This is a genomic window from Streptomyces sp. NPDC055966 (genome assembly GCF_042269865.1).
GTDB lineage: Bacteria > Actinomycetota > Actinomycetes > Streptomycetales > Streptomycetaceae > Streptomyces.
On record NZ_JBHJYK010000002.1, the window covers coordinates 367,949 to 390,868 of the forward strand.

A 22,920-nucleotide genomic window follows, 5' to 3' on the forward strand; every position below is an offset into this window, starting at 1 on the left:
AGTCGACTTCAGCTCCCGCGCGCGGTCACCGTCGCGGGCGGGGCTCACCCGGCGGACCGGGGCGACGGGAGCACAGTGCGGTGCTCCCGGGCCCGGACCGCCGGGCGAACGTGTGTCCAGCGTTCCGTGGAGCGCTGATGTGACACTGATGTCCCTCTGATCGGACGTGCGGTGCCTGCCGCGCTCAGGCGGCCGCCTCGGCGCGCAGCCGCTCGTCCAGGGCGCGCACGACGGCGTCGGCGGCCTCGGCGACCTGCTGGTCGTCGGGTGCCCCGATGACGGCCATCAGCTGCTCGACCATGGCGTGCTGGAGTTCCTCGGTGGACCGGCTCACGGCTTTCTCCTTGTCGGTGGTCTTTGACGATGCGGTGATCTCTGACGATGCGTCAGAAGGCGTTGCATGCACGGAAGACGTGGGCGAAGCCGGGCAGCGAGGCCTGCGGGCCGACGATGGCGACGTACTCGGGGATGCTCAGGTCGGGCGCCCACTTCTGCTTGTACGACAGCTGGGTCTGCGCCGGGTACAGCGCGGCACCCTCGGCCCACAGGGCGTGCATCAGCCACTGGAACGCCGGGCTGTGGCCATCGAGTTCGTGGCTCGCGTCCAGCCCGGTGAAGGGGGTGAACCCGAAGTGCAGCCACTCGACGCCCTCGGCCCGGAACACCTCGATGGCGTGCGCGTTGATGGCCTCCATCAGGCCCGGGGAGCCCTCGGGGATGCGGCGGCTGAGGTCGTGCATCCAGCCGGCCCGGCTGCCGTACACCGGGGAGTACGAGATGTAGGCGACCGGGGCGCCGTCGATGGTGCCGACGAAGAGCCGGCGGTGGGCCTGGGCCGGGCCGCCGATCTGGCCGACCAGGAACTCCAGTTGCTGGGCGCCGCCCTTGGAGCCGAGCCAGGCCGCGTCGATGGCGGCGATGGCCTCGCGCACGTCGGCGGCGTCGGCCTCCTGGATGGTCAGGCCGTTGCGGTGGGCGCGGGAGATCTTGTTGCGCAGCTGCATGAACTTGGTGCCGCGCAGGGTGAATTCGGCGAGGCTCGCCGCCCAGGAGGCGCCGACCTGGTTGACGGTGAAGCCGCGCCGGGCGTAACGCTCGGCGTCGGCGCGCTGGAGCTGGACGCCGACGAGGCCGAGCCCCTCGTCCCGGACGCGCTGCCGGAAGGCGTCGAGGAGGGTGTCGTAGTCCTCCTCGGCGGCGAAGGGGCCGCCGAACTGCACGGCCCAGCGGCCGGTGCGGCGGTACACGACGACCCCGTCCGCGCCCGGGGCGGTGAAGACGCTGTTTCCGCTGTTGAGCGCCAGGAAAGAACTCGGATTCTCACTCGCGGTGTGGGATCGTATCGCCTCCAGAATCCGGCTGTCGGTGCTGCTTCCGGTGGCGGCCTCGGTGGTGGTGGCGGTCATTCGCGTACCCCTTTCGGGAGCGTTTTCGCGGCATGGGAGTGTTGCAGGGAGTACAGCACCGCCGGACCGTCCGGGAAAAGGGCCGTTGGAAATTCATTGCCCTGCGTCAGAAGCGTGTCAGCATTCCGTCAGCGCACGGTGTCACTGTGGTGGACGTGAACGGCACGGAGCACCGGAGCCGGGATCCCGCCCTCCCCACCGTGGTACGCACCACCGCCGGATCGCGATGTCCGAACGCGGGTGAATGAGAATTCACCATTCCGGATCCCAGGAACCGCCGGCCGCCCCCGTCCCGGCGGACAATCCGCCCCGGCGGGCCGCTGAAGGAAATCGAGGCCCGCCGGGGCGAGGCGTATGCGGTCACCCTTCTCTGCCACCGCAGCACCACATCGGAAACACCGTCGCCGAGGAATTGTCATCAAGGGGGAAAGACATGCTGAGGTTCTCCGTTCTCGGACCACTGGAGATACGCACCGACGCGGGCCCGGCGGACGTCCCGGGCGATCTCCAGCGCATCCTGGTGCAGACGCTGCTGGTCAGCGAGGGCCGGCCGGTGTCCGGGGAGAGCCTGGCCGAGGAGATGTGGGGTGAGGCCGCCCCCGACAACCAGGCCAACGCCCTCCAGGCGCACATCAGCCGGCTGCGCCGCAGGCTCCGCACGCTGGAGCCGGACCGCGCGGCCTCGCGGGTGACGATCCATCCGGCCGGCTACCGGCTGGGCCTCGGCGAGGGCGAGCTGGACGCGGCCGAGTTCGTCCGGGCCGTACGGCAGGCGGAGGGCGCCGGCGCGGCGGACGCCGGCCGCACCGCCCGGCTGCTGGAGGACGCGCTGGCGCTGTGGCGCGGGGCGGTCTTCGGCGGTTTCCCCGGCGGCACGCTGTGCCAGCTGGCGGGCGCCCGCCTGGAGGAGTACCGGATGCGCGCGATGGAGCTGCGCTTCGACGCCGAGTTACGGCTGGGACGGCACGCGGCCGTCCTCGCGGAGCTGGCCGAGGCGCACACCAACCACCCGCTGCGCGAGCGCTTCTGCGAGCAGTTGATGATCGCCCTGTACGGCGCGGGCCGGCAGGCCGACGCCCTCGACGCCTTCCGCCGCATGCGCCGCCGCCTCGACGACGAGCTCGGCATCCAGCCCTCCCCCGCGCTGCGCCGCGTCGAGAGCGCGATCCTCGCCCACGACCCCGCCCTGAGCGGGGACGCCCACCTCCAACTGGCCTGAGGAACAGCGGTGTTGTCCCGCGTAAGCGGTTCGTCAGCCCCCGGTCAGCCCGCCTTGCCAGGCTGGGCGGACCAGTGGGGTTCCGTCACTTCACGTATGCAGGGGGAGACATGAGGTCCCGCGTCGAGGAACTGGCCGGCATACGCGACAGCGTGCTCGCCGGCCCCAGCGAGAGGGCGACGGCCGCCCAGAGGGCCAAGGGCAAGCTCACCGTGCGCGAGCGGATCGGCCTGCTGCTCGACGCGGGCTCGTTCCACGAGGTCGAGCCGCTGCGCAGGCACCGGGCGACCGGCTTCGGACTGGAGGCGAAGAAGCCGTACACCGACGGAGTCGTCACCGGCTGGGGCACGGTCGAGGGCCGTACGGTCTTCGTCTACGCCCATGACTTCCGGATCTTCGGCGGTGCCCTGGGCGAGGCCCACGCGGCCAAGATCCACAAGATCATGGACATGGCCCTGGCGGCCGGCGCGCCGCTGGTCTCCCTGAACGACGGGGCGGGCGCCCGGATCCAGGAGGGCGTGACCGCGCTCGCCGGATACGGCGGCATCTTCCGCCGCAACGCCGCGGCCTCGGGCGTGATCCCGCAGATCAGTGTGATGCTCGGCCCGTGCGCGGGCGGCGCGGCGTACTCGCCGGCCCTCACCGACTTCGTGTTCATGGTCCGTGAGACCTCGCAGATGTTCATCACGGGCCCGGACGTGGTCAAGGCCGTGACCGGCGAGGAGATCAGCCAGAACGGGCTCGGCGGCGCCGACGTGCACGCCGAGACCAGCGGCGTGTGCCACTTCGCCTACGACGACGAGGAGACCTGTCTGGAGGAGGTCCGCTATCTGCTCTCCCTCCTCCCCCGCAACAACCGCGAGAACCCGCCCCCGGTGCCCTGCGACGACCCCGCGGACCGGCGCTGCGCCGCGCTCGCGGACCTGGTGCCGGTGGACGGGAACCGGCCGTACGACATGGCGAAGGTGATCGAGGAGATCGTCGACGACGGCGACTTCCTGGAGGTGCACCAGCGCTGGGCGCGCAACGTCATCTGTGCGCTGGCCCGTCTCGACGGGCAGGTGGTCGGGATCGTCGCCAACCAGCCGCAGACCCTGGCCGGCGTGCTGGACATCGAGGCGAGTGAAAAGGCCGCCCGCTTCGTCCAGATGTGCGACGCCTTCAGCATCCCGATCGTGACCCTGCTGGACGTGCCGGGCTTCCTGCCGGGCGTCGGCCAGGAGCACGGCGGCATCATCCGGCACGGCGCGAAGCTGCTGTACGCCTACTGCGACGCGACCGTGCCGCGCATCAGCCTCATCCTGCGCAAGGCCTACGGCGGCGCGTACATCGTCATGGACTCCCAGTCGATCGGCGCGGACCTGACGTACGCCTGGCCGACCAACGAGATCGCCGTGATGGGCGCCGAGGGCGCCGCGAACGTCATCTTCCGCCGGCAGATCGCCGAGGCCGACGATCCCGAGGCCCGGCGCGCGGAGCTGGTCAAGGAGTACAGGAACGAGCTGATGCACCCGTACTACGCGGCCGAACGCGGCCTCGTGGACGACGTGATCGACCCGGCCGACACCCGCGCGGTCCTCATCGGGGCGCTGTCGATGCTGCGCACCAAGCACGCCGAGCGCCCCGCCCGCAAACACGGCAATCCCCCACAGTGACGGAGGTTCCCATGTCCGGATCCGCTCCCCTGTCCCCCGCGTCCCCGGTCCCCCCGATCCGCGTCGAGCGGGGTCAGGCCTCACCGGAGGAGCTGGCCGCGCTCGCGGTGCTGCTGCTCAGCCGCAGCGCCCTGACCGCGCCCGGCACCGCCCCCGCCACCCCCGGCGGCACCTCCTGGCGCCCGCACGCCTACCACGCCCCGCACAGCTGGCAGCGCTCCTGAGCCCGGCGGGGCCGCCGGGCGGTCCGGGCCGCTGCGCGCCCGGGCCGTCCGGCTCACGGCCGGGGCTCACTGCTTGGCGAGCGTGATGTCCTGGTCGGCCGTCGCGTGGAAGGCGGGCAGCGGGAGGTCGCCGATGAGGCCGGTGTCCGTGGGCCGCAGTTCCATGAGGGTGGCCTGGACGTGGGCCTTGCCGGTCTTGAGGGTCTCTTCGCCGGGCTTGCCGGAGTTCTTCCAGTGGTGCTCGGCGCCGTCGCACCGCGCGCCGCTGCCGCCGATGCCGTACCGGACGCGGGAGTCGCCCTGGCTGATCGAGGAGCTGACGAACACCGGTCCGGTGCCGGCGGTGCACCGGTAGGTGCCGGAGAGCGTGACGGTGCCGTCGGAGGCGAGCTTGCCGGTGGCGTCGACGGTGACGGTCTCCGTAGGCGCAGCGGGCGCGGCGCCGGCCGGGCCGACGGCGGCGCAGAGCAGGGCCGCGGCGCCGAGGGCCGAGGCGAGAGCGGGGCGAACGGGCATGGGGGTACCTCCCGGTTCCCTGGGGTGATGGGGTCGAGAGTTCCACTGGATACCGGGCGTCCGTGCCGCAGGGCGTGACCGTCACTCCAACGGTGGCGCGTCATGGAACCGTCCGGGAGTTGTCCGGGTGTTGTCACGCTTCACGGCGAGCGGTTCCGGCGCGTTCACGGCGGTCGCATGGTCTGAGGTGACGGGCGACGGCCGGACCCGCCGGCCCCGCTCACGTCCCGTTGTGGAGGTGCGCCATGTGCTCCTGCCGGTCCTCGTGCCCCGCGTCCGCCACGGCCCCGCGGCACCCGGTCGCCGCCCACCCCGAACAGGGCTGGACGCTGCTGTGCGACGGCTCGATCGTCTTCGACGACAGCGGCGAGCTGCACGCGGACGGCAGCGTCGTCCCGCCGTGCCGGCTTCCGGCGGAGCGGCCCCCGGCGGCGGTCTGAACGGCCTGGACGGACACCGGTCAGGGCAGTACGGCGAACCCGTCCAGCTCGACCATCGCCTGCTCGTCCCACAGCCGTACGACCTCCACGACAGCCATCGCGGGATAGTCCCGGCCCGCGAGGTCCCGCCAGATCCGGCCCAGCCGGCCCGCGTGGGCGCGGTAGGCGGCGACGTCCGTGGCGTAGACCGTGACCCGGGCGAGGTCGGCGGGGGTGCCGCCGGACGCGCGCAGGGCGGTGAGGAGGTTGCCGAGCGCCTTCTCGAACTGCTCGGGGAGCGTCGCGCCGGTGACCTTGCCGTCGGTGTCGAGGGCGGTCTGGCCCGCGAGGAACACCACACGGGAGCCGGCGGCGACGACGGCGTGCGAGAAGCCTGAGGGCGGGGAGAGGGTGGGCGGGTTGATACGCGTGAGGGTGGGCGGGTTGATTCGCGTGAGGGTGGGCGGGTTGACGCGCTCGGTGCTCACCGGGCCTCCTGATGGTCAGCGGTGGCGTACAACTCCTTGGCGATGATGCCTCGTTGGACCTCGCTCGCGCCCTCGTAGACGCGGGGTGCGCGCACCTCGCGGTAGAGGTGTTCGAGGAGGTGGCCGCGGCGCAGGGCGCGGGCGCCGTGCAGCTGGACGGCGGTGTCGACGACGTACTGCGCGGTCTCGGTGGCGAGCAGCTTGGCCATCGCGGCCCGCCCGGGGACGCCGGGGGCGCCCTGGTCGTACGCGGTCGCCGCCGCGTAGACCATCAGCCGGGCCGCCTCGGTGCGCAGCGCCATCTCGGCGACCTGGTGGGCGACGGCCTGGAGGTCCTTCAGCGTGCCCCGGAACGCCTCCCGCCGCCGCGTGTGGTCGACGGTGGCGTCCAGTGCGGCCTGGGCCATGCCGACCGCGAACGCGCCGACGCTGGGCCGGAAGAGGTTCAGGGTGCCCATGGCGACGGCGAAGCCGCGGTCGGTCTCGCCGAGCACGTCGGCGGCGGTGACCGGGACGGCGTCGAAGCGAAGGGCGCCGATGGGGTGCGGGGAGAGCATCTCCAGGGCGGTGCCGGTGAGTCCGGGGCGGTCGGCGGGGACGAGGAAGGCGGTCACGCCGCGGGCTCCGGCGCCGGGTGTGGTGCGGGCGAAGACGGTGTAGAAGTCGGCCTCGGGGGCGTTGGAGATCCAGCACTTCTCGCCGGTGAGCCGCCAGCCGCCGGTGCCGGTGCCGTCCGGCTCGGCGGCGAGGGAGAGCGCGGCCGCGTCCGAGCCGGCGCCGGGCTCGCTCAGCGCGAAGGCCGCGACCGCGCTGCCGTCGGCGACCTTCGGCAGCCAGTGCTTGCGCTGGGCCGGGCTGCCGTGGGCGTGCACCGGATGGGCGCCGAGGCCCTGGAGGGCGAGGGCGGTCTCGGCCTCGGTGCAGGCCTGCGCGAGGGACTCCCGCATCAGGCACAGGTCGAGCGCGCCGGAGGTGAACAGCCGCTCCAGCAGGCCGAGTCGTCCGAGTTCGGTCAGGAGCGGCCGGTTGACGTGGCCCGGCTCCCCCTGGTCGGCGAGCGGGCGCAGCCGTGCGGCAGCGAGCGCGCGCAGTTCGGCGCACCAGGCGGTCTGCTCCGGTTCGAGTGAGAATGCGGGCACGGCCGGTCCTCCCTCCGGGGCGGGCCACGGGGCGCCCCGCCCTTCCTCGTTGCCGTCTTCCCTCTGACGTTATCGCGCTAGCTTGACTGCCGTCACCAAGACGATACGCTCCAGGCACGAGCCCGCCGCAGAGTTCCGTCCGTCACGGCAAGGGGGCGAACCGCCATGCACGTCACGGCCCACGTCGACACCTTCGCGCGCGACCATCTGCCCCCGCCGCACGAGTGGCCCGAGCTGCGGTTCGACCTGCCGGAGCTGTGCTACCCCGACCGGCTGAACTGCGCGGCGCAGCTGCTGGACCACGCCGACGCGGACCGCCCGGTCTTCCACACCCCGGAAGGCCCCAGCTGGACGTACGGCGAACTGCGCGCCCGCGTCGACCGGATCGCGCACGTGCTCACCGGCGACCTCGGTGTGGTCCCCGGCAACCGGGTGCTGCTGCGCGGCCCTACCACACCCTGGCTCGCCGCCTGCTGGCTGGCCGTGCTGAAGGCGGGAGCGATAGCGGTCACCGTGCTGGCCCAGCAGCGCCCGCACGAGCTGGCGACGATGTGCGAGATCGCCCGGGTGCGGCACGCGCTGTGCGACATACGCGCGGTGGCCGACCTGGTGAAGGCCGGGACACCGGACCTGCGGATCCTGACCTACGGCGGGGACGGCCCGGACGACCTGCTGTGCCGCCCGGCGCCCGACACCCCGTTCCCGGCGGTCGACACCGCCGCCGACGACATCGCCCTGATCGCGTTCACCTCCGGCACCACGGGTCGCCCGAAAGGGTGCATGCACTTCCACCGGGACGTGCTCGCCATAGCGGACACCTTCTCCCGGCACGTGCTGCGCCCCCGGGCGGACGACGTCTTCGCCGGCTCTCCCCCGCTCGGCTTCACCTTCGGCCTCGGCGGGCTGGTGATCTTCCCGATGCGGGCCGGTGCCAGCAGCCTGCTGCTGGAGCAGGCCGGCCCGAAACACCTGCTCCCGGCGATCGCCGGGCACCGCGTCTCGGTGCTGTTCACCGCCCCGACCGCCTACCGCGCCATGCTGGACGAGCTGGACGGGCACGACGTCTCCTCGCTGCGGCGCTGCGTCTCGGCCGGCGAGAACCTGCCCGCGGCCACCTGGCGGGCCTGGCACGAGCGCACCGGCGTGCGGGTCATCAACGGCATCGGCGCGACCGAGCTGCTGCACATCTTCGTCTCCGCCGCCGACGAGCACATCAGACCCGGGACCACGGGGGTGCCGGTGCCGGGCTGGCAGGCCCGGGTGCAGGACGCGGACGGCCGCCCGGTGCCCGACGGCGAGCCCGGGCTGCTGGCCGTGCGCGGCCCGGTCGGCTGCCGCTATCTGGCCGACCCGCGTCAGCGCGGATACGTCCGCGGCGGCTGGAACGTCACCGGCGACACCTATGTCCGCGAGCCCGACGGCTACTTCCGCTATGTGGCCCGCGCCGACGACATGATCATCTCGGCCGGGTACAACATCGCCGGGCCGGAGGTGGAGGACGCGCTGCTGCGCCATCCGGACGTGGTGGAGACGGCCGTCGTCGGCCGCCCCGACGCGGCGCGCGGACAGGTCGCCGTCGCGTACACGGTGCTGCGCGCCGGGGCGCCGCGCGACCCCGAGGCCCTGCGCCGCTTCCTGCTGGGGGAGCTGGCGCCCTACAAATGCCCGCGCGTGTTCGTCTTCCTGGACGCGCTGCCGCGCACCGCCACCGGCAAGCTGCAGCGGTTCCGTCTGCGCACCGATGGTGACCAGCAGTGATGCCGAAGACCTAAAATGATCAACGTGTCCGAGCAGCACGCCCCCCGGTCCCTCATCGTCACGCTCTACGGCGCGTACGGCCGCTTCATGCCCGGCCCCGTGCCCGTCGCGGAGCTGATCCGGCTCCTGGCCGCGGTCGGCGTGGACGCGCCCTCCGTGCGGTCCTCGGTGTCCCGGCTCAAACGGCGCGGCCTGCTGGTGCCGGCCCGCACGGCCGCCGGCGCCGCGGGCTACGAACTCTCCCCCGAGGCACGCCAGTTGCTGGACGACGGCGACCGCCGTATCTACGCGGCGGCGCCGCCCGGGGACGAGGGCTGGGTGCTGGCGGTCTTCTCCGTGCCCGAGTCGGAGCGGCAGAAGCGGCACGTGCTGCGCTCCCGGCTGGCCGGCCTCGGCTTCGGCACGGCGGCCCCCGGGGTGTGGATCGCCCCGGCGCGGCTGCACGAGGAGGCGGAACACACCCTGCGCCGCCTCCACTTGGACCCGTACGTCGACTTCTTCCGCGGTGCGCACCTGGGCTTCGCCCCGACGGCCGAGGCGGTCGCCCGCTGGTGGGACCTGGCCGCGATCGCCAAGGAGCACGAGCTCTTCCTGGACACCCACGCCCCGGTGCTGCGCGCCTGGGAACACCGCCCGGGCACCCCGCCCGAGGAGGCCTACCGCGACTACCTCCTCGCCCTCGACTCCTGGCGCCACCTGCCCTACACCGACCCCGGCCTGCCCACCGACCTGCTGCCCGCGGGGTGGCCGGGCCTGCGCTCGGCGGAGGTCTTCCGCGCACTGCACGCACGACTGCGGGACGCGGGCGCGGAGTTCGCCGGGGTGTGAGGCGTCGGACGCGGCAGCGGGCCGCACCGACAGCTCAGCGGCCGAGGGTGAGCCGGGGCTTCGGGGCGTCCGTGCGGCCGGTCTGCGGGCGGCGGCTGCCCGCGCGGTAGGGGGCGGGCCAGCCGACGCCGGGGCCGTCGTAGCCCTGCTCGGCCGCCGCGTGCAGGGTCCAGTGCGGGTCGTACAGATGCGGGCGGGCGAGGGCGCACAGGTCGGTGCGTCCGGCGAGGATCAGGGAGTTCACGTCGTCCCACGAGGAGATCGCGCCGACCGCGATCACCGGGATCCCCGCCTCGTGGCGGATCCGGTCGGCGAACGGCGTCTGGTACGACCGCCCGAACTCCGGGCGCTCCTCGGCCACCACCTGCCCGGTGGAGACGTCGATCGCGTCGGCGCCGTGCGCGCGGAAGGCCCGGGCGATCGCGACGGCGTCCTCGGCGCTCGTCCCGCCCTCGGCCCAGTCGGTGGCGGAGATGCGGACGGTCATCGGCCGCTCGGCCGGCCACACCGCGCGGACGGCGTCGAAGACCTCCAGCGGGAACCGCAGCCGCTTCTCCAGCGAGCCGCCGTAGCCGTCGGTGCGGCGGTTGGTGAGCGGGGACAGGAAGCCGGAGAGCAGGTAGCCGTGGGCGCAGTGCAGTTCGAGCAGATCGAACCCGGCCCGTGCGGCCCGCCAGGCGGCGGCCGTGAACTGCTCGCGCACATCGGTCAGTTGGGCCCGCGACAGCTGCCGCGGCAGCTGGCTGCCCGGCTTGTACGGCAGCGGGGAGGCGGCGACGAGCGGCCAGTTGCCCGTGGGCAGCGGCTCGTCCATGCCCTCCCACATCGGCCGGGTGGAGCCCTTGCGGCCGGCGTGCCCGAGCTGCACCCCGATCGCCGTGCCCGGCGCCTGCTGGTGCACGAAGTCGGTGACGCGCCGCCACGCCTCGGTCTGCCGGCCCGTGTACAGCCCGGCGCAGCCCGGGGTGATCCGGCCCTGCTCGCTCACGCACACCATCTCGGTCATCACCAGCCCGGCCCCGCCGAGGGCGCGGGCGCCGAGGTGGACGAGGTGGAAGTCGCCGGGGACGCCGTCGACGGCGGAGTACATGTCCATCGGCGACACCACGACCCGGTTGCGCAGGGTCAGTCCGCGCAGCCGGAACGGGGTGAACATCGGGGGCGTGCCGGGCGGGCAGCCGAACTCGCGCTCGACGGCCCCGGTGAAGTGCGCGTCGCGCAGCCGGAGGTTGTCGTGGGTGACCCGGCGGCTGCGGGTGAGCAGGTTGAAGGCGAACTGGCGCGGCGGCTGGGCGCGGTAGCGGGCCAGGTCCTCGAACCACTCCAGGCTCGCCCGGGCGGCCCGCTGGGTGGAGGCGACGACGGGCCGGCGCTCCGCTTCGTACGCGGTCAACGCCCGTGCCACGTCCGGCTGTTCCTCCAGGCAGGCGGCGAGGGCGAGCGCGTCCTCCACGGCGAGCTTGGTGCCGGAGCCGATGGAGAAGTGGGCGGTGTGGGCGGCGTCGCCGAGAAGGACCACGTTGGTGTGGGACCACCGGTCGTTGACCACCGTCCGGAACGTCGTCCAGGCCGACTTGTTGGAGCGCAGGGGGCGGCCGCGCAGGGCCGCCGAGAAGATCTTGGCGCACCGCTCGACGGACTCCGCCGGCTCCGGCTCCTCGAATCCGGCCGCCCGCCACACCTCCTCGCGCATCTCCACGATCACGGTGGAGGCGTCGGCCGCGTACGGGTAGCCGTGCAGTTGCACCGGGCCGTGCTCGGTCTCGGCGATCTCGAAGCGGAAGGCGTCGAAGGGGAAGTCGGCGGCGAGCCAGATGTAACGGCAGCGGTGTGCGCTCACCCGGGGGCCGAAGGCGTGGGCGTACGCCTCGCGGGTGGTGCTGTGCACCCCGTCGGCGGCGATGACGAGGTCGTACTCGGCCGACAGCGTGTCCGGGCGCGGGGCCTCGGTGCGGAAGCGGATGTCCACGCCGAGGGCGTGGCAGCGCTCGTGCAGGATCTCCAGGAGGCGCCGCCTGCCCAGTGCGGCGAAGCCGTGGCCGCCGGAGCGGTGGGTCGTGCCCCGGTGCACGATGTCGATGTCGTCCCAGCGGACGAAGTCCCGGCGCAGGGCCTCGTAGACCACGGGGTCGGCATGTTCGATGCCGCCGAGGGTCTCGTCGGAGAGGACGACGCCGAAGCCGAAGGTGTCGTCGGGGGCGTTGCGCTCCCACAGGGTGATCTCGCGGGCCGGGTCGAGGCGCTTGAGCAGGGCGGCGGCGTACAGACCGCCGGGACCGCCCCCGATGACGGCGACCTTCATGCCGGTGTCACCTCCCCTGCCACTTCGGCGGGCGCTTCTCGGTGAACGCCGCGTGGAACTCGGCGTAGTCCTCGCCGTTCATCAGCAGAGCCTGGGCCTGGGCGTCCAGTTCGACCGCGGCGGCCAGCGGCATGTCCAGCTCGGCTGTCAGCAGGGCCTTCGTCTGGGCGTGGGCCAGGGCCGGGCCGTCGGCGAGGCGGCGGGCGAGGGCCTGAGCCGCCTCGTCGGCGTGGCCCTCGTCCGTCAGCTCGCTGATCAGGCCGATGCGCTCCGCCTCGGGGGCGCGGACCGGCTCGCCCAGCATGAGCAGGCGGGTGGCGTGGCCGAGGCCGACGACCCGGGGCAGCAGATAGGCCGCGCCCATGTCGCCGCCGGACAGGCCGACGCGGGTGAAGAGGAAGGCGAAGCGGGCCGAGGGGTCCGCGACGCGGAAGTCGGCGGCCAGGGCGAGGACCGCGCCCGCGCCCGCCGCCACCCCGTGCACGGCGGCGATCACCGGGAACGGGCATTCACGGATCGCCCGCACGACCTGGCCGGTCATCCGGTTGAAGTCGAGCAGCTGGGCGGTGTCCATGGCGAGCGTGGCGCCGATGATCTCGTCCACGTCGCCGCCGGAGCAGAAGCCGCGGCCCTCGCCGGCCAGCACCAGGGCGCGCACGGCACGCTCCCGGGAGAGCTCGGCGAGCAGATCGCGCAGGTCGGCGTATCCGCCGAAGGTGAGGGCGTTGAGTCTGTCGGGGCGGGCGAGGGTGACGGTGGCCACCCCGTCGGCGAGAGAGACCCGCAGGTGCTCCCAGTCGGAGGTGCGGGCGGCGGAGCCGGTGAAGGGACTCATGACGTGCGGCCTCCTTGGCTGGGGTCCGTACGTGGCGCTGTATCCCTCGAAGTTATCACCTGTTTCTGACTGTCGTCACGAGGACGCGACATGCCTGTGTCACCGATCGGCGACAGGGCCGTAACAGCGGGGACGGGTGGGGGACGCGGGGCGTTCGCCTGGGTAAGCCGCCTGGTACCGGGGTCCGGGCCGACAGGGCCGGGGTCCCGGGCGAAGCCCCCAGGCCGTCCCCGTGGCCGGGGCCCGTACCATTCCTACAGTCGAAAGCAGGACAGCCTGCTCCATGAACGGACTCGCCTTGCACGAACGCCCCACCGAATCGGCCTCCTGGCGCATCGCGCTGCCGCACACCGCCGCGGCGGTGCCTGTGGCGCGGGCCCTGGTGCGCACGGCTCTCGCCGAGGTGGAGCACACGGCCGACAGCGACACCGCGGAGCTGCTCACCGCCGAGCTGGTGGCCAACGCGGTGGAGCACACCGCCGGGCGCGGCCCGATAGAGCTGGTGGTGCGGCTGCTGCCGACCGGCTGCCAGGTCGAGGTGCACGACGCGGACCCGGCGCCCCCCGGCCATCTGACCCGGCCGGTGATCGAGGTGCCGGACCCCTGGCAGGAGGACGGGCGCGGGCTGCTGCTCATCCGTGCCCTCAGCTCGTCCTGCGGGCACCGCCCCACCCCGTCGGGCAAGGCGGTGTGGTTCACACTGCCTGTGGTTCCCGCTCAGCGGCGGCGCTCGCTGTGACCTCGGGGGCCGCGGTGGCCAGGGTGGAGTGCCGGCGGCCGTAGGCGGCGTAGATCGCGAGGCCGACCGCGAGGAACACGGCGAACTGGATCCAGGTCCGCCAGCCGGTCTCGTACATCAGGTACAGGCAGAAGCCGATGCCGAGCAGCGGGCCCACCGGGTAGAGCGGGACGCGGAAGCTGCGGGTGAGGCCCGGTTCGCGGCGGCGCAGGGCCAGCACCGCGATGTTGACGACGGCCATGATCGCGAGCGTGCCGATGGTGCACAGGTTCATCACCGCGTCCAGCGAGGCGAAGGCCGCCGGGAGCGCGAAGACCACGGCGACGATCAGGGTGCCGGCGACCGGGGTGGCGGTCTTCGGGTTCACCTTCTCGAAGACGCGCGGGATCAGGCCGTCCCGGGACATCGACATCAGGATGCGGGTCTGGCCGTACATCACCGCGAGGACGACGGAGGCGATGGCGACGACCGCGCCGAAGGCGATCACGCCGCCGCCGACGGTCGAGCCCGTGACCTCGTTGACGACGTAGGACAGGGCCGCGGGGCGGCCGGCGACCTGCCTGCCGCCGACGGCGCCGATCGCGGCGAGCGCGACCGCGCAGTACAGCACGGTCACGATGCCCATGCAGACCATGATCGCCACGGGGATGTCCCGGCGCGGGTTCTTGGCCTCCTCGCCGGCGGTGGTGATCGCGTCGAAGCCGATGTACGAGAAGAACGCGGCGGTGGTGCCCGCGCCGATGCCGCCGAGGCCGGCCGGCGAGAACGGGGTGAGGTTGCCGTGCTTGAAGGCGCTGTAGCCGATGACGCAGAAGGCCAGCAGGATGACGAGCTTGACGGCGGCCATGGCCGCCGTCGCCCGGGCGCTCTCGCGCACGCCGCGCACCAGCAGCACCGAGGCCATGGCGATGACGATCACGGCGGGCAGGTTGACGATCCCGCCGTCGCCGGGGCCGGCCGACAGCGCGGCGGGGAGCTGGACTCCGGTGAGGCTGTGCAGCAGTTCGTTGACGTACTGACTCCAGCCGACGGCCACGGCCGAGATCGAGACGCCGTACTCCAGCAGCAGGCACCAGCCGACCAGGAAGGCGGTGGACTCGCCGAGACCGGCGTAGGCGAAGGAGTACGAGGAGCCGGAGACCGGGATCGCGCCGCCCAGCTCCGCGAAGGAGAAGGCGGTGAAGACGCAGGTGATCGCGGCGAGCACGTAGGAGACGACGACGGCCGGACCGGCCTGGGCGACGGAGTCGGAGAGGCCGACGAAGATGCCGGTGCCGACGATGGCGCCGACGCCGAAGCAGATGAGCTGGAAGAGGCCCATCGTGCGCTTCAGGCCGTGTCCCTCGCGGTCGGCGCCGGATTCGGCGACCAGCGCTTGCGGGGACTTGATGCGGGGAGCGGGCATGCGGGTGGTGCTCGTTTCTCGGTGGTGCGGACGACCGTCGTGGGGTCGTCGTGGCGGCACGCGCGGTCGCCGTGGGACCGCGCCGACGGCACCGAAAGGGGTGTTTTCGGGCCGCCGGTCAGGATAAGGCCTGGTGAGGCCGGTCAGGCAAGGCTGTGTGACGCGGATCGGGCGAGGGTGGCCACGAGGACCGCCTTGATCGTGTGCATCCGGTTCTCCGCCTCGTCGAAGACGACGGAGTGCTCGGACTCGAAGACCTCGTCGGTGACCTCCAGCTCGGTCAGTCCGTGCCGCTCGTGGATCTCCAGGCCGACCTTGGTGCCGAGGTCGTGGAAGGCCGGCAGACAGTGCAGGAACTTCACGTCAGGGTTCCCGGTGGCGGCGAGGACGTCCATGGTCACGGCGTACGGGCCGAGCAGCGCGATGCGCTCGTCCCAGACCTCCTTGGGCTCGCCCATGGACACCCAGACGTCGGTCGCGATGAAGTCGGCGCCGCGCACGCCCTCCGGCACGTCCTCGGTGAGCGTGACCCGGGCGCCGGAGGCGGTGGCGAGTTGCCGGGCGACCGCGACGATCGTCTCGTCCGGCCACAGCACCCTGGGCGCGACGATCCGCACGTCCATGCCGAGCAGGGCGCCGGTGACGAGGTAGGAGTTGCCCATGTTGTAGCGGGCGTCGCCGAGGTAGGCGAAGGTGACCTGGTCCAGCGGCTTGTCGGTGTGCTCGGTCATGGTGAGCACGTCGGCGAGCATCTGGGTGGGGTGCCACTCGTCGGTGAGGCCGTTGTAGACGGGGACGCCGGCATGGGCGGCCAGCTCCTCGACGACACCCTGGCCGTGGCCCCGGTACTCGATCGCGTCGAACATGCGGCCGAGCACGCGCGCGGTGTCCTTCACGGACTCCTTGTGCCCGATCTGGGAGCCGGCCGGGTCGAGGTAGGTCGTGTGGGCGCCCTGGTCGGCGGCGGCGACCTCGAACGCGCAGCGGGTGCGCGTCGAGGTCTTCTCGAAGACCAGCGCGATGTTCCTGCCCTTCAGGTACTGCGGCTCGGCCCCGGCCCGCTTGGCGGCCTTCAGCTCGGCCGCCAGCTCGACCAGGCCGCGGAACTCCTGCTCGGTGAAGTCCAGCTCCTTGAGGAAGTGGCGGCCGGCAAGGGCGGTCGGGACTGTCGCCATGGGGGCGCTCCGGAGGTACGTGAGGGACAGGACTTTGGAATTCTATACGACGCCCTGAATTTCTATACAGCCTCCTCGGGGTCCACTTCATCACACCGGCCGGGGATACCGCCCCGGCACGCCCGTCAGTCCCCTCGGGCCCAGCGGTCAGACGGGGTCGCGCTGCACCGGGCAGCTCATGCAGCGCGGGCCGCCCCGGCCCCGGCCCAGCTCGCTGCCCGGGATCTCGATCACCTCGATGCCCTGCTTGCGCAGGTGGGTGTTGGTGGTCGCGTTGCGCTCGTAGGCGACGACGACGCCGGGCTCGACCGCGAGCACGTTGCAGCCGTCGTCCCACTGCTCGCGCTCGGCGGCGTGCACGTCCTGGGTGGCGGTCAGCACCCGGATCTCACCGAGGCCGAGGGCGGCGGCGATGGCGCGGTGCATGTGCTCCGGTGGATGGTCGGTGACCTTCAGCTCCCGGTCGCCGACGCCGGGTTCGATGGTGTACGAGCGCAGCATGCCGAGGCCCGCGTACTGGGTGAAGATGTCGCCGTCGACCATGGTCATCACGGTGTCGAGGTGCATGAAGGCGCGCCGCTTGGGCATGTCGAGCGCGACGATCGTGCGCGCGGAGCCGGCCGCGAACAGCTGGTAGGCCAGCATCTCCACGGCCTGCGGGGTGGTGCGCTCGCTCATGCCGATCAGCACGGCGCCGTTGCCGATCACCAGCACGTCGCCGCCCTCGATGGTGGACGGATGGTCGGCCTGCCCCTGCGACCAGACCCGGAACGTCTCGTCGCGGAAGAGCGGGTGGTGCCGGTAGATCGCCTCGAAGTGGACGGTCTCGCGCTGCCGGGCGGGCAGCCGCATGGCGTTGATGGCGACCCCGTCGTAGATCCAGGCGGAGGTGTCGCGGGTGAACAGGTGGTTGGGCAGGGGGCCGAGGAGGAAGTCGTCGAGGTCCATCACATGGAAGCGGACGGACGTCGGCTCCGCGTGCGCCTGGAGGAACTCCCGCTTGGTCATGCCGCCCACGAGCGCCTCGGCCAGTTCCCGCGCGGGCAGGGCCGCGAAGGCGGCGCGCAGATGGTCGGCGGCGAGCGGGCCGTACTCCTTCTCGTGGAAGACCCGGTCGAGGACGAGGTCGCGGGCCGCGGGGAGTTCGAGGGTCTCGGTGAGCAGGTCGCCGAAGAGGTGCACGGCGACACCGCGGTCGCGCAGGACGTCGGCGAATCCGTCGTGCTCGGCGCGCGCCCGGCGCACCCACAGCACGTCGTCGAAGAGGAGGGCGTCCTTGTTGCTGGGGGTGAGCCTTTTGAGCTCCAGGTCGGGCCGGTGCAGGATCACGCGGCGCAGCCGACCGGCCTCGGAGTCGACACGGTAGGTCATGCCTCCATCCTGGCCGCACGCGACCGTCTTCACGCCCCTGTCGCCCGTTTCTGCCACTTCCTGTTCTCGTCTCATTGACGAGAAGCGCAACCCGGCGACGGCCCCGGCTTCTGGTTCCGGCCGCTGAGCGGGGCGCCGTCGGCGGCCCCGGCCGACGGGGTCACGGCCGACGGGGTCACGGCGGTGCGCGAGCGGATCGCCGTGCCCCCGGCAGCAACCCCGGTGTGCAGGCCGTCGCCGACGACACCCATACCGCCTGGGACTGCGTGCTGGTGGGACCGGCACCGAAGCGGACCGTCCGGCCCGGGGCCGGACGGTCCGCTTCGGTGTGTGCGAGCGGCGGCTGCGGCTGGTCGGCTGACCAGGTCGTACGCCCTCAGGCCCTACAGACGGGGGTCGACGGGCTCCGACTCCAGGGCCAGCACCCCGAACACGGCCTCGTGCACCCGCCACAGCGGCTCGCCCTCCGCGAGCCGGTCCAGGGCCTCCAGGCCGAGGGCGTACTCGCGCAGCGCCAGGGACCGCTTGTGGTTCAGGAACCGCTGCCGCAGCCGGGCCAGGTTGTCCGGCCGGGTGTACTCGGGCCCGTAGACGATCCGCAGGTACTCCCGCCCCCGGCACTTGATGCCGGGCTGCACCAGCCGCCCCTCCGGGTTCCGGACCACCGCGCCGACCGGCTTGACCACCATGCCCTCGCCGCCGCGGCCGGTCATCTCCAGCCACCAGTCGACACCGGCGCGCACCGACTGCGGGTCACCGGTGTCGACGTACAGCCTTCTGGTCGTCCGCAGCAGCCCGGTGCCGTCGTGCTCCACCAGCCGGTCGAGCAGGGCCAGTTGCTCGTCGTGCGGCAGCGCGGCGAGGCTGCGGCCCTGGACGGCGAGCAGCTGGAACGGGGCCAGGCGGACGCCGTCCAGGCCGTCCGTGGTCCAGCAGTAGCGGCGGTAGGCGGCGGTGAACGCGGCCGCGTCGGCCGCCCGTTCGCGCTGGTGCTCCAGCAGCCCGCCGACGTCCACGCCCCGCGCGGCGGCGGCCTCCAGCGCGCCGAGCGCACCCGGGAAGACCGCGCCCGACGCGGCGCCCACGGCCGCGTACTGGCCGCGCAGCAGACCCGAGGCCTTCAGCGACCAGGGCATCAGCTCGGCGTCCAACAGCAGCCAGTCGGTGGCCAGTTCGTCCCACAGTCCGGCGTCCGTCACCGCCGAGCGCAGCCGGGCGAGGATCTCCTCGGTCACCGTCTCGTCGTCGAAGAAGGGGCGCCCGGTGCGGGTGTAGAGGGACCCGGTCGGGCCCTGCACGCCGAAGCGCCTCGCGGCCGCCGCCGCGTCGCGGCACACCAGGGCCACGGCCCGCGAGCCCATGTGCTTCTCCTCGCACACGACCCGCCCGACGCCGTCGCGCGCGTACTGTGCGAAGGCCTCCTCGGGGTGCTCCAGGTAGCCATCCACCTGTGACGTCGCCGTCGGCGCCATGGTCGGCGGGAGGTACGGCAGCAGGCGCGGGTCGATCGCGAAGCGGCTCATGACCTCCAGGGCCGCCGCCGCGTTCTCCTCGCGCACCGCGACCATGCCCGCGTGCCGGGTCTCGACGGCCCGGCGGCCGTGCACGTCGGCCAGGTCCAGCGGCCGGCCGTCCTGCCCGCCGGGCGCCTCGGCGCGCAGGGGGCGGGCCGGCTCGTACCAGACCCGCTCGGCCGGTACGTCGACCAGCTCGCGCTCCGGCCAGCGCAGCGCGGTCAGCTTGCCGCCGAAGACGGCGCCGGTGTCCAGGCAGATGGTGTTGTTGAGCCAGGACGCCTCCGGGACCGGGGTGTGCCCGTAGACGACGGCCGCGCGGCCCCGGTAGTCCTCCGCCCACGGGTAGCGCACCGGCAGCCCGAACTCGTCGGTCTCGCCGGTGGTGTCGCCGTACAGGGCGTGCGAGCGGACCCGGCCGGAGGTGCGGCCGTGGTACTTCTCGGGCAGACCGGCGTGGCAGACGACCAGCCTGCCGCCGTCGAGGACGTAGTGGCTGACGAGGCCGTCCAGGAAGCGGCGTACCTCGGCCCGGAACTCCTCGCTCTCGCCCTCCATCTGGGCGATGGTCTCGGCGAGCCCGTGGGTGTGCTGGACCTTGCGGCCCTTGAGGTAGCGGCCGTACTTGTTCTCGTGGTTGCCCGGCACGCACAGCGCGTTGCCGGACCCGACCATCGACATCACCCGGCGCAGCACGCCCGGCGAGTCCGGGCCGCGGTCGACCAGGTCGCCGACGAAGACGGCGGTACGGCCCGCGGGGTGCACGCCGTCCGCATAGCCCAACTTGGCCAGCAGCAACTCCAGTTCGGCCGAGCAGCCGTGGATGTCGCCGATGATGTCGAAGGGGCCGGTGAGGTGGGTCAGGTCGTTGAAGCGCTTCTCGGTGACGACGGTGGCGCCGTCGATCTCCTCGACCCCGCGCAGCACGTGCACCTTGCGGAAGCCCTCGCGCTCCAGGTGCCGCAGGGAGCGGCGCAGTTCGCGGATGTGGCGCTGGATGACCCGGCGGGGCATGTCGGCGCGGTCAGTGCGGGCCGCGTTGCGCTCGGCGCACACCTCCTCGGGCACGTCGAGGACGACGGCGATGGGCAGCACGTCGTACTTCTTCGCCAGTTCGATCAGCTGGCGCCGGCTGTCCTGCTGCACGCTGGTGGCGTCCACCACCGTGCGGCGGCCGGCGGCGAGGCGTTTGCCGGCGATGTAGTGCAGGACGTCGAAGGCGTCCCGGGTCGCGCTCTGGTCGTTCTCGTCGTCGCTGACGAGGCCGCGGCAGAAGTCGGAGGAGATCACCTCGGTGGGCCTGAAGTGCCGCCGGGCGAAGGTGGACTTGCCGGAGCCGGAGGCGCCGACGAGGACGACGAGGGAGAGGTCGGTGACGGGCAGGACCCGTCCCGTGTGCTGCGTCTCGGTCATGCCGCCTTCGCCTCCTTCTCGGTGTCGTCGCGGTGGAACAGGGCCATCTGGGTGGGCGGGCCGACCTCGGGGTCGTCGGGGCCTATGGGGGTGAACTCGACGTCGTAGCCGTGGAGTCCGGCGATCCGGGCGGCCCAGGCGCGGAACTCCTCACGGGTCCACTCGAAGCGGTGGTCGCCGTGCCGGACGTGCCCCGCGGGCAGGGTCTCCCAGCGGACGTTGTACTCGACGTTCGGGGTCGTCACGACGACCGTGCGCGGGCGGGCGGCGCCGAACACCGCGTACTCCAGGGCGGGCAGCCGGGGCAGGTCGAGGTGCTCGATCACCTCGCTGAGCACGGCGGCGTCGTAGCCCTTCAGGCGCTTGTCGGTGTAGGCGAGCGAGCCCTGGAGGAGCCGGACCCGGGACGCCTGGCGCTCTCCCATGCGGTCCAGCTTCAGCCGCCGCGCGGCGATGGTGAGCGCCCGCGCCGACACGTCGAGCCCCACGATCTCCGTGAACCGCGTGTCCTTCAGCAGTTCCTGCACCAACTGCCCCTGTCCGCAGCCGAGATCGAGCACCCGGGCGGCGCCGGACGCCCGGAGCGCGGCGAGGATCGCCTCCCGGCGCAGCACGGCCAGCGGGGTCGGCCTCTCCTCGGCCTCCGTCTCCTCGGCGACCGCGTTGTCGATCTCCTCGACCTCGCTGTCGTCGGCCTCGGCGAGCCGGACCAGCTCCAGCCGCTCCGTCGCCTGCCGGGTCAGCGACCAGCGACGGGAGAGGTACCGGCTGGTGATGAGCTTCTGCTCGGGGTGCCCGGGCAGCCAGCCCTCGCCCGCGCGCAGCAGCTTGTCGACCTCGTCGGAGGAGACCCAGTAGTGCTTGGCGTCGTCGAGGACGGGCAGCAGCACGTACAGGTGGCGCAGGGCCTCGGCGAGCGTCAGGGTGTCGGACTCCAGGACGAGCCGGACGTAGCGGGAGTCGCCCCACGCGGGGAACTCGGTGTCGAGCGCGACCGGTTCGGCCGTGACCGTCCAGCCGAGCGGCTCGAAGAGGCGGTGGACGAGGCCGGGGCCGCCGCGCGCGGGCAGCGCGGGCACCTCGACACGCAACGGCCGCGCCCGCTCCGGCAGTTCCGGGCGGGCGGCGCACACCCCGCGCAGGGCGCTGGAGAAGACGCCGCTCAGCGCGACCGCGAGCAGCGAGGAGGCCGCGTAGGGGCGGTCGTTGACGTACTGCGCGAGCGCCGCGTCCGGAGCGCCGCCGCGGCCCTTGCCCTTGCCCCGCCGGACCAGCGCGACCGTGTCGATCTCCAGGAGCAGCGCGGCCGTGCAGCGCTGCTCGTCCGCCTCGGGGTAGAAGACGTGGGCGGTGCCATGGGACGTGGAGAACTTCTGCGCCTTGCCGGGGTGCTTGTGCAGCAGGTACCCCAGGTCGGTGGCCGGGTGGGCGGCGTCGCCGCGCGTCGAGATCGTCAGGAACACCTCAGCGATTCTTCCGGGCCCCGCCCCCGGTGACCACCCGTTTTCCCGGCCGCTCTCCTCTTCTCCCCTCGTCACGACCCCGCGGCGACGATGGCGCGGGCGTTGCGCACGGCCCGCTGCTGCGCCGCGCGCTGGTCCTCCAGCTCCTGCTTGTTCCGGCTGATGGCGCTCTTCTGGGCGCGCGCCTGGACGGCGTGGACGGACTGGATGTATCCGGTGTCGAGCTTGCACGTCGCGTCGGCGGCGGCCGTCTTGCGCTCCTTGCCGGTGGGCTTCTCGGTGCGGAACCAGGCCATGTCCAGGGCTGCCGCGTCCGGGTCGGTGTAGTGGAAGCCGCGCTTCTTCATGCAGTCCGACCAGGCACGCTCGGCCTTCTTCCAGGCCGGGTCCTTGCGGGCCTCCTTGCCGGACTGGATCCACAGGCGCATGGCGATCGAGGTGGTGCCGGTGAGCCGTATGCCGTCGACCTTCGTGGCGGGCGTGGGGCCGGTGATCTTCTGTCGTGCCTGCCCCAGGCAACCGCCCTCGGGTATGCGGTGTCCGTGCGCGAAGTGGCTGTCGCCGGTCCCGAACTCGGCGGTGAGGGCCAGGAACTGGTCGGTGGGCCACTCCAGGTGCTGGGTGCCGGCGGCCGGGTCCTGGTTGTGGTAGCCGTGCTCGGACGCCAGGTCGGGGTCGTCCACGCCGTACGGCCGGTCGTCGCCGACGGAACTGCTGAGGTCGAGCGTGCCCTGCCGGACCGGGTAGGTCGACTCGACCGACTTGGTGTCCAGCACCGCGAAGCCCGAGAAGCCGAGCCGGACCATGCACCGCTTGGCGAGGATCCACTGCGCCCGGTCGACGGCCTGGTTGTCGGCCGCGGAGGGGTCGATGTCGTACGCGTACAGCGGGAACGCCGAGACGGCGTTGAGACGGCGGGCCTCACCCGCGGAGTCGTCGTCGCCGCTGAGGCGGTCGGTGAACTGGCAGGCCGACAGGGCGAAGAGGGCGGCGAGAGCGAGAGGCAGGACTTTGCGCACGGGGTCATCCGATCAGGCCGCGATCATGGACG

At 72.8% G+C, this 22,920-nt stretch carries 20 protein-coding genes; 7 read left to right on the top strand and 13 right to left on the bottom strand.

The genetic code is table 11. The annotated features are described in order from the left end of the window. Positions 1 to 184 precede the first annotated feature (184 nt). The gene (locus tag ACFC8N_RS05920; RefSeq protein ID WP_356021618.1) at positions 185 to 334 is read right to left on the bottom strand and encodes a hypothetical protein; all 150 of its coding nucleotides are present in this window, start codon (positions 332 to 334) and stop codon (positions 185 to 187) included. Between the two features lie 52 nt (positions 335 to 386). Beyond that, a complete protein-coding gene (locus ACFC8N_RS05925) occupies positions 387 to 1,406 on the bottom strand; it encodes a DUF2156 domain-containing protein (RefSeq protein WP_376286805.1) in 1,020 nt (339 codons plus the stop codon). Positions 1,407 to 1,839: 433 nt separating this feature from the next. Here ACFC8N_RS05925 and ACFC8N_RS05930 point away from each other — a divergent pair, with 433 nt between their 5' ends. From ACFC8N_RS05930 to ACFC8N_RS05940, 3 genes are all read left to right on the top strand, one after another. Then, positions 1,840 to 2,625 carry an AfsR/SARP family transcriptional regulator gene (locus ACFC8N_RS05930; protein WP_356021614.1) on the top strand — a complete coding sequence of 262 codons (786 nt, stop codon included), beginning with the start codon at positions 1,840 to 1,842 and terminating at the stop codon, positions 2,623 to 2,625. 110 nt (positions 2,626 to 2,735) lie between these two features. After that, positions 2,736 to 4,280, top strand: coding sequence for an acyl-CoA carboxylase subunit beta (locus tag ACFC8N_RS05935; RefSeq protein ID WP_376286808.1), 1,545 nt, complete (start codon positions 2,736 to 2,738; stop codon positions 4,278 to 4,280). An 11-nt stretch (positions 4,281 to 4,291) separates the two neighbouring features. Continuing rightward, positions 4,292 to 4,504: an acyl-CoA carboxylase epsilon subunit gene (locus tag ACFC8N_RS05940; protein ID WP_356021610.1), complete on the top strand. Its 213-nt coding sequence runs from the start codon at positions 4,292 to 4,294 to the stop codon at positions 4,502 to 4,504. A 66-nt stretch (positions 4,505 to 4,570) separates the two neighbouring features. On the opposite strand, the gene ACFC8N_RS05945 is transcribed toward ACFC8N_RS05940, so the two are convergent. After that, positions 4,571 to 5,020 (bottom strand): DUF6299 family protein, encoded by a 450-nt coding sequence (locus tag ACFC8N_RS05945; RefSeq protein ID WP_376286811.1) that lies wholly within the window; start codon positions 5,018 to 5,020, stop codon positions 4,571 to 4,573. Between the two features lie 245 nt (positions 5,021 to 5,265). Between ACFC8N_RS05945 and ACFC8N_RS05950 the strand changes: the two genes are divergently transcribed. Further along, positions 5,266 to 5,460 carry a DUF5999 family protein gene (locus tag ACFC8N_RS05950; protein ID WP_356021606.1) on the top strand — a complete coding sequence of 65 codons (195 nt, stop codon included), beginning with the start codon at positions 5,266 to 5,268 and terminating at the stop codon, positions 5,458 to 5,460. 20 nt (positions 5,461 to 5,480) lie between these two features. Here the strand turns inward: ACFC8N_RS05950 and ACFC8N_RS05955 are convergent, their stop codons facing one another. Then, positions 5,481 to 5,888 carry a RidA family protein gene (locus ACFC8N_RS05955; protein ID WP_362821644.1) on the bottom strand — a complete coding sequence of 136 codons (408 nt, stop codon included), beginning with the start codon at positions 5,886 to 5,888 and terminating at the stop codon, positions 5,481 to 5,483. A 35-nt stretch (positions 5,889 to 5,923) separates the two neighbouring features. Beyond that, positions 5,924 to 7,066: an acyl-CoA dehydrogenase family protein gene (locus tag ACFC8N_RS05960; protein WP_376286814.1), complete on the bottom strand. Its 1,143-nt coding sequence runs from the start codon at positions 7,064 to 7,066 to the stop codon at positions 5,924 to 5,926. A 165-nt stretch (positions 7,067 to 7,231) separates the two neighbouring features. Between ACFC8N_RS05960 and ACFC8N_RS05965 the strand changes: the two genes are divergently transcribed. Both ACFC8N_RS05965 and ACFC8N_RS05970 read left to right on the top strand, forming a co-directional pair. Then, positions 7,232 to 8,824 (top strand): AMP-binding protein, encoded by a 1,593-nt coding sequence (locus tag ACFC8N_RS05965; RefSeq protein ID WP_376286817.1) that lies wholly within the window; start codon positions 7,232 to 7,234, stop codon positions 8,822 to 8,824. A 15-nt stretch (positions 8,825 to 8,839) separates the two neighbouring features. Beyond that, on the top strand, positions 8,840 to 9,652 hold the full coding sequence (locus ACFC8N_RS05970; protein WP_356021600.1) for a PaaX family transcriptional regulator C-terminal domain-containing protein: 813 nt from the start codon (positions 8,840 to 8,842) through the stop codon (positions 9,650 to 9,652). 34 nt (positions 9,653 to 9,686) lie between these two features. Here the strand turns inward: ACFC8N_RS05970 and ACFC8N_RS05975 are convergent, their stop codons facing one another. Together ACFC8N_RS05975 and ACFC8N_RS05980 are read right to left on the bottom strand one after the other, a co-directional pair. After that, positions 9,687 to 11,954 carry a bifunctional salicylyl-CoA 5-hydroxylase/oxidoreductase gene (locus ACFC8N_RS05975; RefSeq protein ID WP_376286821.1) on the bottom strand — a complete coding sequence of 756 codons (2,268 nt, stop codon included), beginning with the start codon at positions 11,952 to 11,954 and terminating at the stop codon, positions 9,687 to 9,689. A 7-nt stretch (positions 11,955 to 11,961) separates the two neighbouring features. After that, positions 11,962 to 12,789, bottom strand: coding sequence for an enoyl-CoA hydratase family protein (locus ACFC8N_RS05980; RefSeq protein ID WP_356021597.1), 828 nt, complete (start codon positions 12,787 to 12,789; stop codon positions 11,962 to 11,964). A gap of 283 nt (positions 12,790 to 13,072) precedes the next feature. On the opposite strand from ACFC8N_RS05980, the gene ACFC8N_RS05985 reads away from it, so the two are divergent. After that, positions 13,073 to 13,528: an ATP-binding protein gene (locus ACFC8N_RS05985; RefSeq protein ID WP_356021595.1), complete on the top strand. Its 456-nt coding sequence runs from the start codon at positions 13,073 to 13,075 to the stop codon at positions 13,526 to 13,528. Here the strand turns inward: ACFC8N_RS05985 and ACFC8N_RS05990 are convergent. The 6 genes from ACFC8N_RS05990 to ACFC8N_RS06015 all read right to left on the bottom strand — a co-directional run bounded on the left by ACFC8N_RS05990 (position 13,485) and on the right by ACFC8N_RS06015 (position 22,888). Then, positions 13,485 to 14,933 carry an amino acid permease gene (locus ACFC8N_RS05990; RefSeq protein ID WP_376286825.1) on the bottom strand — a complete coding sequence of 483 codons (1,449 nt, stop codon included), beginning with the start codon at positions 14,931 to 14,933 and terminating at the stop codon, positions 13,485 to 13,487. The genes ACFC8N_RS05985 and ACFC8N_RS05990 overlap by 44 nt on opposite strands. Positions 14,934 to 15,076: 143 nt before the next feature. Further along, positions 15,077 to 16,108 carry an ornithine carbamoyltransferase gene (gene argF / locus ACFC8N_RS05995; RefSeq protein ID WP_376286828.1) on the bottom strand — a complete coding sequence of 344 codons (1,032 nt, stop codon included), beginning with the start codon at positions 16,106 to 16,108 and terminating at the stop codon, positions 15,077 to 15,079. Positions 16,109 to 16,255: 147 nt separating this feature from the next. Then, the gene (locus tag ACFC8N_RS06000; protein WP_356021590.1) at positions 16,256 to 17,479 is read right to left on the bottom strand and encodes an arginine deiminase; all 1,224 of its coding nucleotides are present in this window, start codon (positions 17,477 to 17,479) and stop codon (positions 16,256 to 16,258) included. A 383-nt stretch (positions 17,480 to 17,862) separates the two neighbouring features. Continuing rightward, positions 17,863 to 20,406: a polynucleotide kinase-phosphatase gene (locus ACFC8N_RS06005; RefSeq protein WP_376286831.1), complete on the bottom strand. Its 2,544-nt coding sequence runs from the start codon at positions 20,404 to 20,406 to the stop codon at positions 17,863 to 17,865. After that, positions 20,403 to 21,869, bottom strand: a complete 1,467-nt coding sequence (locus ACFC8N_RS06010; protein ID WP_376286834.1) for a 3' terminal RNA ribose 2'-O-methyltransferase Hen1 — start codon at positions 21,867 to 21,869, stop codon at positions 20,403 to 20,405. The genes ACFC8N_RS06005 and ACFC8N_RS06010 overlap by 4 nt, the downstream gene beginning before the upstream one ends. A gap of 71 nt (positions 21,870 to 21,940) precedes the next feature. Next, the gene (locus ACFC8N_RS06015; RefSeq protein WP_376286837.1) at positions 21,941 to 22,888 is read right to left on the bottom strand and encodes a hypothetical protein; all 948 of its coding nucleotides are present in this window, start codon (positions 22,886 to 22,888) and stop codon (positions 21,941 to 21,943) included. Positions 22,889 to 22,920: the final 32 nt, after the last annotated feature.

Coding starts and splice junctions, on each gene's coding strand:
- argF (WP_376286828.1), bottom strand. CDS start 16,108: ATGGCGACAGTCCCGACCGCCCTTGCCGGCCGCCACTTCCTCAAGGAG.
- ACFC8N_RS05965 (WP_376286817.1), top strand. CDS start 7,232: ATGCACGTCACGGCCCACGTCGACACCTTCGCGCGCGACCATCTGCCC.
- ACFC8N_RS05980 (WP_356021597.1), bottom strand. CDS start 12,789: ATGAGTCCCTTCACCGGCTCCGCCGCCCGCACCTCCGACTGGGAGCAC.
- ACFC8N_RS06005 (WP_376286831.1), bottom strand. CDS start 20,406: ATGACCGAGACGCAGCACACGGGACGGGTCCTGCCCGTCACCGACCTC.
- ACFC8N_RS05970 (WP_356021600.1), top strand. CDS start 8,840: ATGATCAACGTGTCCGAGCAGCACGCCCCCCGGTCCCTCATCGTCACG.
- ACFC8N_RS05990 (WP_376286825.1), bottom strand. CDS start 14,933: ATGCCCGCTCCCCGCATCAAGTCCCCGCAAGCGCTGGTCGCCGAATCC.
- ACFC8N_RS05925 (WP_376286805.1), bottom strand. CDS start 1,406: ATGACCGCCACCACCACCGAGGCCGCCACCGGAAGCAGCACCGACAGC.
- ACFC8N_RS05930 (WP_356021614.1), top strand. CDS start 1,840: ATGCTGAGGTTCTCCGTTCTCGGACCACTGGAGATACGCACCGACGCG.
- ACFC8N_RS05950 (WP_356021606.1), top strand. CDS start 5,266: ATGTGCTCCTGCCGGTCCTCGTGCCCCGCGTCCGCCACGGCCCCGCGG.
- ACFC8N_RS05975 (WP_376286821.1), bottom strand. CDS start 11,954: ATGAAGGTCGCCGTCATCGGGGGCGGTCCCGGCGGTCTGTACGCCGCC.
- ACFC8N_RS05985 (WP_356021595.1), top strand. CDS start 13,073: ATGAACGGACTCGCCTTGCACGAACGCCCCACCGAATCGGCCTCCTGG.
- ACFC8N_RS06000 (WP_356021590.1), bottom strand. CDS start 17,479: ATGACCTACCGTGTCGACTCCGAGGCCGGTCGGCTGCGCCGCGTGATC.
- ACFC8N_RS05945 (WP_376286811.1), bottom strand. CDS start 5,020: ATGCCCGTTCGCCCCGCTCTCGCCTCGGCCCTCGGCGCCGCGGCCCTG.
- ACFC8N_RS05935 (WP_376286808.1), top strand. CDS start 2,736: ATGAGGTCCCGCGTCGAGGAACTGGCCGGCATACGCGACAGCGTGCTC.
- ACFC8N_RS05940 (WP_356021610.1), top strand. CDS start 4,292: ATGTCCGGATCCGCTCCCCTGTCCCCCGCGTCCCCGGTCCCCCCGATC.